The sequence below is a fragment of the Erythrobacter litoralis genome, assembly GCF_001719165.1.
Classification (GTDB): domain Bacteria; phylum Pseudomonadota; class Alphaproteobacteria; order Sphingomonadales; family Sphingomonadaceae; genus Erythrobacter; species Erythrobacter litoralis.
The window spans coordinates 120,243-133,669 of sequence record NZ_CP017057.1; the positions used below are offsets into that span (position 1 = coordinate 120,243).

The 13,427-nt window shown below is 63.3% G+C and carries 11 protein-coding genes, 1 tRNA gene and 1 pseudogene; 2 read left to right on the forward strand and 11 right to left on the reverse strand.

From position 1 onward, the window contains the following. Position 1: 1 nt before the first annotated feature. Genes lspA through Ga0102493_RS15830 form a run of 9 tightly spaced genes read right to left on the reverse strand, consistent with a single transcriptional unit; the run spans position 2 to position 8,415 of the window. Entirely contained in the window at positions 2-541 is a 540-nt protein-coding gene (gene lspA, locus Ga0102493_RS00535) for a signal peptidase II (protein WP_034905885.1), read from the reverse strand. Further along, complete coding sequence (gene ileS / locus Ga0102493_RS00540; protein ID WP_034905882.1) at positions 538-3,378, reverse strand: isoleucine--tRNA ligase; 2,841 nt, start codon at positions 3,376-3,378, stop codon at positions 538-540. Before ileS ends, lspA begins: the two co-directional genes overlap by 4 nt. Positions 3,379-3,419: 41 nt before the next feature. Beyond that, entirely contained in the window at positions 3,420-4,463 is a 1,044-nt protein-coding gene (locus Ga0102493_RS00545; RefSeq protein ID WP_034905881.1) for a glycerophosphodiester phosphodiesterase family protein, read from the reverse strand. Beyond that, on the reverse strand, positions 4,460-5,383 hold the full coding sequence (locus Ga0102493_RS00550) for a bifunctional riboflavin kinase/FAD synthetase (protein ID WP_034905879.1): 924 nt from the start codon (positions 5,381-5,383) through the stop codon (positions 4,460-4,462). Before Ga0102493_RS00550 ends, Ga0102493_RS00545 begins: the two co-directional genes overlap by 4 nt. Beyond that, positions 5,383-5,904: a dihydrofolate reductase gene (locus Ga0102493_RS00555; RefSeq protein WP_034905877.1), complete on the reverse strand. Its 522-nt coding sequence runs from the start codon at positions 5,902-5,904 to the stop codon at positions 5,383-5,385. The genes Ga0102493_RS00550 and Ga0102493_RS00555 overlap by 1 nt, the downstream gene beginning before the upstream one ends. Further along, a complete protein-coding gene (locus Ga0102493_RS00560) occupies positions 5,901-6,983 on the reverse strand; it encodes a 5-(carboxyamino)imidazole ribonucleotide synthase (RefSeq protein WP_034905876.1) in 1,083 nt (360 codons plus the stop codon). The genes Ga0102493_RS00555 and Ga0102493_RS00560 overlap by 4 nt, the downstream gene beginning before the upstream one ends. After that, positions 6,983-7,477 (reverse strand): 5-(carboxyamino)imidazole ribonucleotide mutase, encoded by a 495-nt coding sequence (gene purE, locus Ga0102493_RS00565; RefSeq protein WP_034905874.1) that lies wholly within the window; start codon positions 7,475-7,477, stop codon positions 6,983-6,985. Before purE ends, Ga0102493_RS00560 begins: the two co-directional genes overlap by 1 nt. Beyond that, on the reverse strand, positions 7,477-8,163 hold the full coding sequence (gene gpmA / locus Ga0102493_RS00570) for a 2,3-diphosphoglycerate-dependent phosphoglycerate mutase (RefSeq protein ID WP_034905872.1): 687 nt from the start codon (positions 8,161-8,163) through the stop codon (positions 7,477-7,479). The genes purE and gpmA overlap by 1 nt, the downstream gene beginning before the upstream one ends. Before the next feature lie 39 nt (positions 8,164-8,202). Further along, positions 8,203-8,415: a hypothetical protein gene (locus tag Ga0102493_RS15830; RefSeq protein WP_150132379.1), complete on the reverse strand. Its 213-nt coding sequence runs from the start codon at positions 8,413-8,415 to the stop codon at positions 8,203-8,205. 69 nt (positions 8,416-8,484) lie between these two features. Between Ga0102493_RS15830 and Ga0102493_RS00575 the strand changes: the two genes are divergently transcribed. Beyond that, positions 8,485-8,559 (forward strand) — tRNA-Thr (locus Ga0102493_RS00575). Between the two features lie 571 nt (positions 8,560-9,130). On the opposite strand, the gene Ga0102493_RS15550 is transcribed toward Ga0102493_RS00575, so the two are convergent. Together Ga0102493_RS15550 and Ga0102493_RS00580 are read right to left on the reverse strand one after the other, a co-directional pair. Next, positions 9,131-10,117 carry a cell wall hydrolase gene (locus tag Ga0102493_RS15550; RefSeq protein ID WP_236922260.1) on the reverse strand — a complete coding sequence of 329 codons (987 nt, stop codon included), beginning with the start codon at positions 10,115-10,117 and terminating at the stop codon, positions 9,131-9,133. Between the two features lie 847 nt (positions 10,118-10,964). After that, positions 10,965-12,342, reverse strand: a pseudogene (locus tag Ga0102493_RS00580) (transposase). Positions 12,343-12,654: 312 nt separating this feature from the next. Between Ga0102493_RS00580 and Ga0102493_RS00585 the strand changes: the two are divergent. Further along, entirely contained in the window at positions 12,655-13,419 is a 765-nt protein-coding gene (locus Ga0102493_RS00585; RefSeq protein ID WP_034905870.1) for an SDR family NAD(P)-dependent oxidoreductase, read from the forward strand. The last annotated feature ends 8 nt before the right edge of the window (positions 13,420-13,427 follow it).

The window sequence follows — 13,427 nt, forward strand, 5'->3', positions numbered from 1 at the left end:
GTCATTGCTCCGTCTCGCCCGCCTCGAACGGGCGCGGTTTCTCGCTGTTGTCGTCCTTTTCGCGCACCAGCAGGCTGCGGGCAAGGATTATGACGACGCCGATCGTGATCGCGGCGTCGGCGATGTTGAAGATGAGGAAGGGGCGGAAGGTGCCGATATGGAAGTCGGCGTAATCGATGACATAGCCAAGGTCCCAGCGATCGACGATATTGCCGATCGCACCGCCGAGGATCAGCGCCAATGCGGCGATGTCGGCGAGCTTCCTTTCGCGCATCATCCACACGAAGACGACCAGCGCGATTCCCGCCGTGAGCAGGACCAGCAGCCAGCGCATCTCCATGTTCGTCGCCTGCAGCATGCCGAGCGAGACGCCCCGGTTCTCGGTATAGGTAAGGTCGAAGAACGGCAGCAGGTCGATATGCCGCACCTGCCTGAGTTCAAGCGGTCCGACGACGAGCCATTTCACCGCCTGGTCCACCGCCGCGATGAAAGCGGCGATGCCCAGCCCGATCAGCCGGTTGCGCGTCGTGGCCTGGCTCACGCCGCCGCCTCGTCGAGCTGTGCGACCACGCTTTCGCACCGTCCGCACAGCGCGCCGTCCTCGGGCACGTCGGGCAGCAGGCGCCAGCATCGGCCGCACTTGTTGTCGCTGGAACGGGTCACACTCACCTCGTCGCCCTGCCCGCGGGTCACTGTCGCGCTGATGAACAGTTCGGCGAGCTGTTCGTCGCTGACGCCTTCGGGCACGGCCGAAGCGGGGACGGTGACCGCGGCCTCGTTCGAGGAACGGATCGTCTTTTCACGCCGCAATGGCTCGATCGCCTCGGTCACGCGCTCCCGAAGGGCGCGCAGGCGTTCCCATTTGTCGCGGTCCGCCGCGACCTTCGGCACGCTCGGCCATTCGAGCAGGTGGACGCTTCCGCCCTGTTCGCCGTCTTCGGGATAGCGGGTCAGCCAGACCTCCTCCGCCGTGTGGACCAGCACCGGTGCGGCATAGCGCACCAGCGCGTGGAACAGCAGGTCGAGCACGGTGCGATAGGCGTTGCGCGCGTCGCTGTCCGGCCCGTCGCAATAGAGCGTGTCCTTGCGGATATCGAAGAAGAACGCGCTGAGGTCCTCGTTGCAGAAATCGACCAGCAGGCGGGTGTAGGCGTTGAAATCGTATTCCAGCGCCGCGGCGCGCAGCTTGTCGTCGAGTTCGGACAGGAGCGAGAGCACGTAGACCTCGAGCTCGGGGATTTCGCCCATGTCGCTGAAATCGCCGACCCACCCGTCGAGCGCGCCGAGCAGGTAGCGGAAGGTGTTGCGAAGCCGCCGATACTGGTCGCCGACGCCTTTGAGGATTTCATCCCCGATGCGGTGATCGGCGGTGAAATCGACGCTCAGAGCCCACAGCCGGATGATGTCCGCGCCGTATTGCTCCATCAGCTTCAACGGATTGACCGTGTTGCCGAGGCTCTTCGACATCTTCATGCCCTTGGCATCCATGGTGAAGCCGTGGGTGAGGATCTGGTCGTAGGGCGCGCGCCCGCGGGTCGCGCAGCTTTCAAGCAGGCTCGACTGGAACCAGCCGCGGTGCTGGTCGGACCCTTCGAGATAGAGGTTCGCGGGCCATTGGAGGACCGGCCACTTGCCGCTTTCGAGGACGAAGGCGTGGGTGCAGCCCGAATCGAACCAGACATCGAGAATGTCGGTGACCATCTCGAATTCGTCGGGATCGTGTGCATCCCCGAGAAATTCGGCCTTGCGGCTTTCCTCCCACGCATCGACGCCCTCGGCCCTGATCGCGGCGATGACGCGGGCGTTGACTTGCGCGTCCTGCAGATAGGTCCCGTCGGGCCGGACGAAGAGCGTGATCGGCACGCCCCATGCGCGCTGGCGCGAGAGCACCCAGTCGGGCCGCCCTTCGACCATCGAACCAATCCGGCGGCTGCCGCGCTTCGGGGTGAACTCGACCCGCTCAATCTCGGCAAGCGCGCGGGAGCGGAGCGTGCCGCCGCCTTCCAATTGCGTGTCCATCGGCACGAACCATTGAGCGGTGGCGCGGTAGATCACCTTGGCCTTGGAGCGCCACGAATGGGGATAGGAGTGTTCGTAATCGGCACTGGCTGAAAGCAGCGCGCCCACTGCGCGCAGGTCCGAACAGATCGGGCCGTCGGGCGCGCTGAACTTGGGATTGATGACCGCGCGGCGGCGTTCCTCGCCCTCGTCATCGAGGTCGCCCGCGCCAAGCCACGGCCAGTCGTCGCGATAGCGCCCGTCGCCCATCACCGCGAAGACCGGATGGATGTCGGCGGTCTTGCACAGCTCAAAATCGTCCTCGCCATGGTCGGGCGCCATGTGGACGAGGCCGGTGCCGCTATCGGTGGTGACGAAATCGCCGGGGAGCATGGGGCGCGGCGTGGCGTAGAACCCGCCGAGATGGTGCATGGGGTGGCGGACCTTGGTTCCGGCTAGGTCGGAGCCTTTCCCAGCCCATACAATCGACATGCCAGCGGGCAAATGCTCGCCGATCAGGCGCATGAAAATCTGGTCAGGGAGGTCGCCGGCTTGCGCAATGAGGAGGATTTTGCCGGATGGATGCCCGCGGACCGCAAAATATTCGATGTCCGGCCCATAGGCCAAAGCCTGGTTCACCGGGATCGTCCACGGCGTCGTCGTCCAGATAACCGCGTGCGCGCCGATCAGTTCTTCGATCGGGCTCTCGACGATCTCGAAGGCCACGTCGATCTGCGTGCTCGTGATGTCCTCGTATTCGACCTCCGCCTCGGCCAGCGCGGTCTTTTCGACCGGCGACCACATCACCGGCTTCGCGCCGCGATAGAGGTTTCCGGCTTCCGCGAACTTCATCAGCTCGGCGACGATCGTCCCTTCGGCCTCGTAATCCATCGTGAGGTAGGGATTGTCCCAGTCGCCCAAGAGGCCAAGCCGCTTCAGCTGCCCGCGCTGCACGTCGACCCAGTGCTGCGCATAGGCGCGGCATTCGGCGCGGAATTCCGCGCGCGGCACGTCGTCCTTGTTGAGCTTCTTCTTGCGGTACTGCTCCTCGACCTTCCATTCGATCGGCAGGCCGTGGCAGTCCCAACCGGGGACATAGGGCGCGTCCTTGCCCATCAGGCTCTGCGAGCGGACCACCATGTCCTTCAGGATATGGTTCAGCGCGTGCCCGATATGCATCTCGCCATTGGCGTAAGGAGGGCCGTCATGGAGGATGAATTTCTCGCGCCCCCGCCGCGCCTCGCGCAGTTTCGCGTAGAGGTCGATTTCCGCCCAGCGCGCCTGGATGCCCGGTTCCTTCTGCGGAAGGCCGGCTTTCATGGGAAAATCGGTCTTCGGCAGGAAGACCGTGTCTTTCAGGTCGCGCTTTTGGTCAGACATAAGGCCGCCCCGTTAGTGCATCGCGCGCCCGCGGGGAACCCTCATTGAACGGCGCGGCGGCGTTCGAGCGCGGCTTGCGATGCGTCGATCTCTTCCTGCGTGCGATCATCGAAGCGGGTGATGAGCGCCGGGAGCGTCGTGAAGGCGTCGCCCGACCAGATATAGCCGTTGAAGCTCGCAGGGATTTCGGTGAGCTGTTCGGGCAGGGTCACGCCCGCGATCGGACCCGCCGCGCTGGCTTGCGGTCCCTCGATCACGATCCGCCCGCCCGATGCGCCCATGCGGGCGATCAGGCGATTGGGCCAGCCCCACAGCAGCGCCTGTTCGTCGAGCGCGATCAGCATGGTGCGGCCCTTGCAGCTTTCGGGAAGGAAGCCCGACCAACCTTGCGCGACATAATCGGCCGTGCATTGCCTCGCCGCATCGGGGTTGAAGGCCCAGACATCAGGATAGCGCTTGCGGATCGCGGCGATGGCCTCGGCCGGGCCGTAGAACGCATCCTGCGCTTGCACCGGATCGCGCCCGGACCTGCGATAGGCGGCGGCGACGCCTTCGACCAGCGCGGGATTGTCGCTCGCCAGATGCACCACCAGCCGCCCCCGCCGAGGCATGGCGCGCGCGACTTCGCTCAGCGTCTCGATCTTCGCCCCGCGTCCGCGAAAGGGGTAGCTCTCGCCGTCCGCGCTGTAGCCGTGCCCCGCATCGAGCGCGCGCAATCGGGCCAGCGACGCCTCGCGCACCGGCCCGCGCCCGTCGGTCAGGCAATCGAGCCGCGCATCGGAAAAGAGCACGACCTCGCCCCCGGCCGCCAGCCGCGCATCGACCTCGACCAGCCACGCGCCCATCTTCGCCGCGCGCAGCACGCTTTCCTTCGTGTTGGCGAGGTGGCGGTGATAGGGCGGCTCGATCCGCGCAGAGGCACATTCCTCGCCAGGCTGCGCCACGCTGAGCGGCGAAAGCGCGCCTTGCGCGACCTGTTTCGGCGCGCCCGCCGGATAGGGCGCGAGCCAGCTTGCATTGAGGATGGTGAGGCCGAGGAACAGGAGCGCAATCGCGAAACCTCCCCACAGCAAGGGGCGCTTCATGCGAGCAGCCTTTTCGCCTCGGCACAGTCGCGTTCCATCTGCGCAATGAGTCCATCGAGCGAATCGAATTTCGCCTCTCCGCGCAAAAAGTGGTGGAAGGCGACTTCGATCTCCTGCCCGTAGAGATCGCCCGCGAAGTCGAAGAAATAGGGCTCGAGCAATTCCTTGGGCGGCTCGAATTGCGGGCGGATGCCGATATTGGCCGCACCCTTGAGCACTTCGCCGGTCTGGAGGATGCGGCCGGTCACGGCATAGATCCCGTATTTCGGACGAAGATATTCGTCGATCGCGATGTTTGCGGTGGGATAGCCGATCGTGCGCCCGCGCTTGTCGCCATGCTCGACCACGCCCCTTATGGCGAAAGGCCTGGTGAGCAGATCGGCGGCAAGCTGCGGGTCGCCATCCCGCAGCGCCTCGCGGATGCGGCTCGAAGAGACGATGCCGTCCTTCTCGACCGCTTCGACCACGCACGATTCAAGGCCGAGAGCGCCGCCCATCGTCTTCAGCAGGTCGACATTGCCTTTTGCGCCCTTGCCGAAGGTGAAGTCGCTTCCCGTCACAACCCCGTGCGCGCCGAGCCGGTCGATCAGTATGGTGCGGATGAAATCCTCGGCGCTGGTCCCGGCGAGATCGGCGTCGAAATGGAACACCAGCATCGCGGTCGCCCCCGCGGCAAGATAGAGCTCCTGGCGTTGTTCGAGCGTGGTCAGGCGAAAGGGCGGCACGTCGGGCTTGAAGAAGCGCACCGGGTGCGGGTCGAAGGTGGCGATGATCGAGGGGCGGCCTTCCGCGTGCGCCCAGTCGATCGCCTCGCCCGCGACCGCCTGGTGGCCGCGATGGAAACCGTCGAAATTGCCGAGCGCGATGACGGCACCGCGCAGGGTTGCGGGAATGGGATCGCGGTGATCGAGCCAGCGCATCAGGATGTGCCCCTTTCGGCGCGCTCATAGGTCAGGAAGGAGTATGCGGGAAGGCCCCCTTCTGGCGGATGCTCTTCGCGGTGGACCACTTCCCAACCCGCGCCGGGAGCGGACATGAAGGTGTCGCCGTCGAATTCGGCGTGGATCTGGGTCAGCTCGATCCGGTCGGCCACGTCCATGAAGACGTCGTAGATCGCCGCCCCGCCGATCACCGCGATCGCGTCCGGATCGTCGCGCCGGGCGAGCGCCAGCGCGTCCTCGACCGAAAGTGCGATCTCGGCGCCTTCGCTGTTCCAGCGCTCGCGCCGGGTGAGAACGATATGGCGACGTCCGGGCAGCAGGCCCGGCAGGCTTTCGAAAGTCTTGCGCCCCATGATCATGGGGCGACCACCACCGCCCGGCCCCATCGTCAGCGCCTTGAAACGCTTGAGATCGGCCGGGAGGTGCCAGGGCAGGCCGCCATCCTTTCCGATCGCACCGTTTTCGGCGCGGGCATAGATCAGGACCACCGGAACGCTCACTTGAGACGCGCACCCACCCGCGTGACATGGCCCATCTTGCGTCCCTCGCGCACCTCGCGCTTGCCGTAGAGGTGGAGATGCGGCTCGCCCTCCTCGGAGAGGATCGCGTGCGCCGTGAGCGCCTGTTCGCCGACGATGTTGCGCATGTCGATGGTCGCAAAGCGCGTCGCGGTCTCGCCCAGCGGCAGGCCGCAGATCGCGCGGACATGGTTCTCGAACTGGCTGGTGGCCGCGCCCTCGATCGTCCAGTGGCCCGAATTGTGGACCCGGGGGGCCATTTCGTTGAAGACCGGGCCGTCCTTCGTGGCGAAGAATTCGAGCGTCATCACGCCGACATAGGAGAGGGCGTCCGCCACCTTGCCCGCCAGCTCGCGCGCGGCGCCGACCTGTTCCACGATCAGATCGCCCGCAGGCAGGACCGATTGCACCAGCATCCCGCCTTCGTGGGTGTTGGCGGTCGAATCCCAGAAACGGATCTGGCCGCCGCTGCCCCGCACGAGGATGACCGAAAATTCGGCCTCGAAATCGACGAGGCCTTCATAGATGCAGCGCCGCCCGGGAAACCGCACGCCCTGCGCCTCTTGCCAGTCTCGCACGCGCCACTGGCCCTTGCCGTCATAGCCGTCGCGAACGGTCTTGAGGATGCCGGGCGTCCCGATCCGCTCGATCGCCTGGGCGAAATCCTCGTCGCTCTCCACCCGCATATGCGGCGCAGCGCGCCCGCCGAGGTCCTCGACGAAGCGTTTTTCATTGAGCCGGTCCTGCGCGACTTCGAGCGCGCGCGGCGCGGAGGCGAGCCGCTCCGCCGGGATCGCCGCGACCGCGCTTACGAGCACGTTCTCGAATTCCCAGGTCACGACATCGCACTTCGCTGCGAAGGCCGCGAGAGCCTCGCGGTCGGCCCAGTGGTTCTCGAAGAAATCGGCGCAGGCCTCGGCCGCGACATTGTCGCCTGCAGGCGCGTAGCCGATGCAGCGATAGCCCAATTGGAGCGCCGACATGGCCAGCATCCGGCCAAGCTGACCACCGCCGAAAATGCCGATGGTCGATCCGGGGGGGAGGGGCGAGCGATCCGCCATCAGTCCTGCGGCACCTCGCCCACGGCGGCGCTGCGCGCGGCGCGCCAGTCCTGCAGGCGTTCGGACAGGCCCTCGTCCGAAAGCGCGAGGATCGCGGCGGCCATCAGGCCGGCATTGGTCGCCCCGGCCTCGCCGATGGCGAGCGTTCCCACGGGCACGCCGGCGGGCATCTGGGCGATGGAGAGCAGGCTGTCCATGCCATTGAGCGCGCGCGACTGGACCGGCACGCCGAGGACCGGGAGATGCGTCATGCTGGCGATCATGCCGGGAAGGTGCGCCGCGCCGCCCGCGCCCGCGATGATGACGTCGAAACCTTCGCCCTCTGCGCCCTTGGCGAAGGCGCTCATCCGGTCGGGCGTGCGATGCGCCGAGACAATCCGCGCCTCGTGCGCGACTTCGAGTTCTTCCAGCACCTCGGCGGCGCATTTCATGGTCGGCCAGTCGGACTGGCTGCCCATCACGATCGCGACCCTGCCCCCCGTCTGCGCGCCCATCAGCTGTCCTTCAGGTAATAGCGTTCGCCCGGCACCATTGTGTCGTCGAAATCATAGACGATCGGCTGGCCGGTGGGAATTTCGAGTCCGGTGATGTCGTCGTCCGAGATGTTCGACAGGTGCTTGACCAGCGCGCGCAGCGAATTGCCATGCGCGGAAATGATGACCGTCTCGCCGCGTGCGAGGACCGGCAGGATGTCGCTTTCCCAATAGGGCAGCACCCTTTCGATGGTGAGTTTCAGGCTCTCCGTATAGGGCACGTCGATCTCGGCATAGCGTTCGTCCGCACCCGGATCGAACTCGCTGCCCGGCTCCATTTCGGGCGGCGGCACGTCGAAGCTGCGGCGCCAGACATGGACCTTCTCGTCCCCGTGCTTGTCGCGCATGGCCTGCTTGTCGAGCCCGGTGAGGCCGCCATAATGCCGCTCGTTGAGGCGCCAGTCCTTGATTTCGGGGATCCACAGCCGCCCGGCCTCTTCAAGCGCAAGATGCAGCGTCTTGATGGCGCGGGTCTGGAGGCTGGTGAAGGCGATGGTGGGCAGGACGCCCTTTTCGCGCATGAGGCGGCCCGCCTCCTTCGCTTCCTCGACGCCTTTTTCAGTGAGATCGACGTCCCACCATCCGGTGAAGCGGTTCTCGAGGTTCCACTGGCTCTGGCCGTGGCGCACTAGGATCAGCTTGGGCACGGAAACTCTGGCTCCTGTCTCGTCGGGGAGCGCGTGTGGTTAGCTTTGCGCGTCCGGCTTGAAAAGTCCATTGTCGCGCGATTCGCCGGTCTCGCCCCCCGCTTGCGCCCGCGCCTGCGTCTTCCTCCGACGCAGGTTCTCGCGCAGCTTGGCTGCGAGGCGCTCCTCACGGGACATATTCTTGCGGGATTCTTCACTCATGCCTAACGCCTTGCCGCTAGGGTCCCGCAGGTTCAAGCCTTCGCTTGACATTGTGTGTGCGTGCGACAATAGCGCGCGCCTGCCCGTCGGGACGCTCTTGACGCGCCCGCAACCGGTCACGCTGCTGTAGCTCAGTGGTAGAGCGCACCCTTGGTAAGGGTGAGGCCGGGAGTTCAATCCTCCCCAGCAGCACCATTTTCGACTGAAAGCGGGGAATGGAGCCTTTTTTGCGCTCGCCCGGGCGGGCGTCCTCGGCGCAGCTCCTTCATTTCTTTCTGGATGCCTGCGGGCACATAGTCGTGATCACGGTCGCTTCGCCCCCGTGAGTAACAGACTGTCAGGTTCGGCTCGAAGGGCGGGGAAATCTGCCCTGCAGCTAGCGACCCATTGCAGACGGGAGGGTGTCATGAGCGACACTGCCGCGATCTGAAAGAGCGATTACCGTCATTGAACCACTCACTCCCCCTGATCCAAGTCTCATCGTTACGCAGGAGTGAATTCACCCAACATTGCGAGATGAGCCTGTTTTCGCCCTCGAGGAACTCATGACAAAGCTTTCCGGTTGAAGTCTAGGTGAAGGCCGTCGTAAACCCTTCGCCACAGATCAACGCCCTGCTTATTCCATCAGCGCTTATCCTCGCTCAAAGAGGGCGCCTTCAATCAGCGTCTTGTGAAGTCAATGCCGACATCGAGCGTCCGCAACACGAAGATCACCACAAAGTCGCGGTGTCCGCTGCTACAACACTGCCTGATGGAATGTGAGGCGTCAGTCGGTGATGGCGGTCTTTGCAGACACTTCGGGGGCGTTGGAAAGATAAGGCTTAAGTCTGGCTAGCGATGTGGTCAGCTGCGCCTTCCTTTCAATCAATGCGCTACCGCTCTCTGACTGGTCTGCAGCTGGACTCAGATCGAGAGAAGCTTGCCTTGGTGTCTCTAGCTCTCCTTCTGATGAATTCAACGATGAAAGGTCTAACTGCGAGGCGGAAAACGCGGGAATTTGAGGCAAGTCCGCATAGGCCGAGAGGAGGTGCCTCGAGAGAAGCAGGCGCGCCTTCGAAGGGATCACCTCATTGGCATCGTACCTCTTGCTAAACGCTGTCGGCATACCGGAAGCACCGGGCCAGAGATAGAAAGCATGCGAGCCAACGACATTCAATTTGAGAAGACTTGGCGCCCAATATGGCTGCACGTATGTGGCGTGATAGTGGGTGGCATGGCCTATGCTCGGCTCAACATATCCCGATAGCGCTGCTAAAGCGACTTCCCGCGCCCGCTCCCAAGAGGATTTTCGAGGTTTGCGACTAAGCGAGCCATCGCATGTAAACGTGAACTGGCAGCCAGTCGGGCGATGTGATCCTTCGAAAACAACCCCACAAACAGAGTTCGGGAATGCAGGGTGTCTGACGCGATTGAGAACCACTTGCGCGACTGCTCTCTGGCCTTGCTTGGCTTCGTAACCAGCTTCATAATATACAGCAGCAGTGAGACAATCGATAGCGGCAGAGGCCTTTAATCCCGGGTCAGCTGATAGCAGGGAAATTGGCGCAGCAGCAACAATCCGGTCTTGATGTAAAAGAGTGGTGTCTTGCTTATTCCCGACCAGAGGAACGATAAGATCAACACCCTTTCCATCCAGCCCTGACAGACTTTCAGAATTAAGACTCGAAATCGTTTTCTCGCGGCCGAGCGATTGCTCGTCAAACGGAGAAGAGAAGCCAAGCGATATGAGCACGAGAAGGCAGATAAACGCCACTCGGCCGCGCCTTAGCTGGCTCACTGCTGAAGGTTCCGAGCTCAAAACCATGGTTCAGACCTGAGACTAGCTCCCTGCCGAATAAAGAAAAGGGCCGACCCCCGTCTAGCAGGGATTGGCACCGCCAACACTCGGGCTAAGTCGCCTTTGCTGGTTGCTGTTTTGATCAGCAGGTCGACCGTTCGCTGCCCACTCGTGAACGGCCTTGAGCGGCGATCCGTGGCGCCTCGAAACCCGCACAGCAGTTAGTTTGCCTACTAGATTACGGTATCTCGCTAGTGCATTCCCCTTCAAGCTGCAAGGAGTGCAAACCAAGCGAGGGCGAAGCAATTATGGCCACGACTTCAAGCTTGTTCTTGGCAATGCCAATTTTGGAGAGCAGATGTCATCACGATCCTTCGCGCGATCGGAATGGTCTGCTTAAATCATGTACAATCAGCTAGGCCCTATTTGACGTGGTTTCCGCCAGGATTGGAGTGGCCCGGCCAACCACAAGCTCTCGCGGCCTCGTCTGCCTCCGAGGTTGTCGCGTCGAAAAGTGTCATGCTGCATGGTGCTCCATCTAGCAATTTCCAATGGTATGTTACTTTTTCATATTTCCTTTCTTTACCACCCAACATGGCAACACCCCTCTTTTGGAGAGCAAGAGTTATCCGCCGCTGCCGATCTTGAGGAGCACGAAAATCAAAGCTGTTCCTATAGTGGACAGAATTATTGGCTTGAGTGAACCCTTGTAAGTCTCGAGCATCAGGCGAACGGCAGCTCTCCAGCCGATTGTGTTGAAAAACCCGCCTCTGAGATCGGCGCTGGCGCGAGCCTGATCGCGGCGAGGAGGCTTCGGCCCCGCTTATGCGTGGGCTGGGGTGGCTGGCATCGGGATCAGCTTGGCCATTTTCCGGAGGTTTGGGCAGTTGCTGCGAGGAGGAACTCGTCTCTTGCGCCGTTTGGACCTCGCAGGCGCAGGCGATCCATTCTGAGGATGCGCTTGAGGTGCGCGAACAGCCTCTCGACATTTATTTCGATGGCGACGCGAGACGAGGTAAGCGTCGGTCGTAGCGATATCGCGGGCGAAATCCCGGGCGCCCTCGTGGACCGAACGCAGGATCGTGCGCGCTGGCTGGGTCGGGCAACAGCGTGGCTTGAGAGCGCAGGCGTCACAATCGAGCTTGCTGGAGCGGTAGCGCAGCATGCCGTTCTCATCGACGAACGGCCGATCCTCGCGATAGACCTTTTGCCTCTGGCGCAGCCGCTTGCCGGCAGGGCAGATATGGCTGTCGTCCTCATGGCCGTAGCTGAAGGCTGAACGCTCGAAGGTATCGTTGCGGCCGACGGAATGATCGACCACAGGGATGTGCGGCTCGATGCCGGGCTCCTCGACCAGCCAGTATAGGTTCTTGGCATCGCCATATCCGGCATCACCCACGAGCCGCTCGGGCCACAGACCAAAGCGTTCCTGCGTCCGGTCGATCATGCGGCGCTGAGCTGTTATCTCGGCCTGACGGATGGCGGTGGTCGCCTCGAAATCGACGATCACTGCGTTCTGGAGATCGATGAGATAGTTGGTGGCGTAGGCGAAGAATGCGCGCTCGCGGCTTGCCGCAGTCCAGCGCGCTGCCGGATCGGCCACCGCCAACTGCTTGCGCGGCACCGGTGTTGCGCCCCCGAAGGCGGCATCATCCTTCACGGCCAGATACTCGCGAACGGAACGGCTCGTGGCCGGATCTGGCAGACCGTCGGCCTTATCGACGGCATTCTGGCGGTTCACATCTGCGCGCACGAGGCTGTCATCGACGGCAAAGCCTTCGCCGCCGACCAGACCCTCGGCAATGCAGCGCGCCACGGTCGTCTCGAACATCTGGCGCAGGACATCGCTGTGGCGGAAGCGCCCATGCCGGTTCTTCGAGAAGGTCGATTGGCGGGGCACATCGCCTTCCAGCCCCAGGCGGCAGTACCAGCGATAGGCGAGGTTGACATATACCTCCTCGCACAGCCGCCGCTCGGACCGGATACCCATGCAATAGCCGATGATCAGCATCCTGATCATCGGCTCGGGATCGACCGAGCGGCCGACCGGTCTAGCTGTTGAAAGGGCGCAGATGTTCGCGGATGCCCAATAGGTCAACAAACCGGTCGATCGAGCGCAGCAGGTGATTAGCCGGGACATGCAGATCCAGGTAGAAGCTGTAGAATAGCGCCTCCTGCGCCCCCGTCCGCTCACCCATCATCTGATCGTCTTCACCTGCCTGCGGAGGCATAGAATCAATACTCTAGCACCATTGCAAGGCTGAGTTTTTCAACAGAATCCACCCACTTTGCGACGTCAGGAGCCGGGCGAGGAGCGCTTGAAAGCGGGAAGCCTCGCAAGTGCCCGACCGTCGCAACGCGGCCTTCAGGTTGCATGATCGAGGTTATCGCACGCCGGATGGCGTGTGCGAAAACAAGGCTCCCCCACCCGCCCCCACACTTTTGACGATACGCCCCGCCCGCGGCCTTCGCTATCCCATCGGCAATCATTCACCGCATGGGAGAGGTGCGCCATGGATCTGGGACTCAAGGGCAAGAAAGTCATCATGAACGGCGGGGCGCACGGGCTCGGGCTCGCTTCGCTCAAGCTATTCGCCGCCGAGGGCGCCGACGTCGCCTTCTTCAGCCGTAAGGAAGACAAGATCGAGGCCGCCAAGGCCGCGATCGACGCCGCCGGGCCGGGCAAGGTCTTTGCCGAGGTCTTCGACATGAATGACGGTGCCGATGCCTACAAGTCGTGGCTGGAAAAGGCCGCCAAGGAACTGGGCGGCTGCGACATCTTCATCCACACCGCCTCGTCGTCCGGCACGGGCGGGACCGGCGACTGGCAGGCGACGCTCGACATGGACATCATGGGCGCGGTCAACGCGGTCGAGACGCTCACCCCGATGCTTGCCGAATCGGACACCGGATCGATCGTCTTCATGAGTTCGACCGCCGCGCTCGAGACCTTCATCGCCCCGCAGGCCTTCAACGCGATGAAGGCCGCGCTCATCACCTATGGCTCGCAGCTTTCGCAGGCGCTCGCGCCGCAGGGCATCCGGGTCAACACCGTCTCGCCCGGCGCGATCTATTACGAGGGCGGCAACTGGGAAGCGATCAAGGGCATGATGCCCGAGCTTTACGAAGGCACGCTCGCCAAGATGCCGATGGGCCGTTTCGGGAATGACGAGGAAGTAGCCAAGGCCATCGTCTTCGTCGCCAGCCCCGCAGTTCCCTACATGACCGGCGCGAACGTGGTCGTCGACGGCGGCTTTACGCAGCGCGTCCAGTTCTAATTCCACCC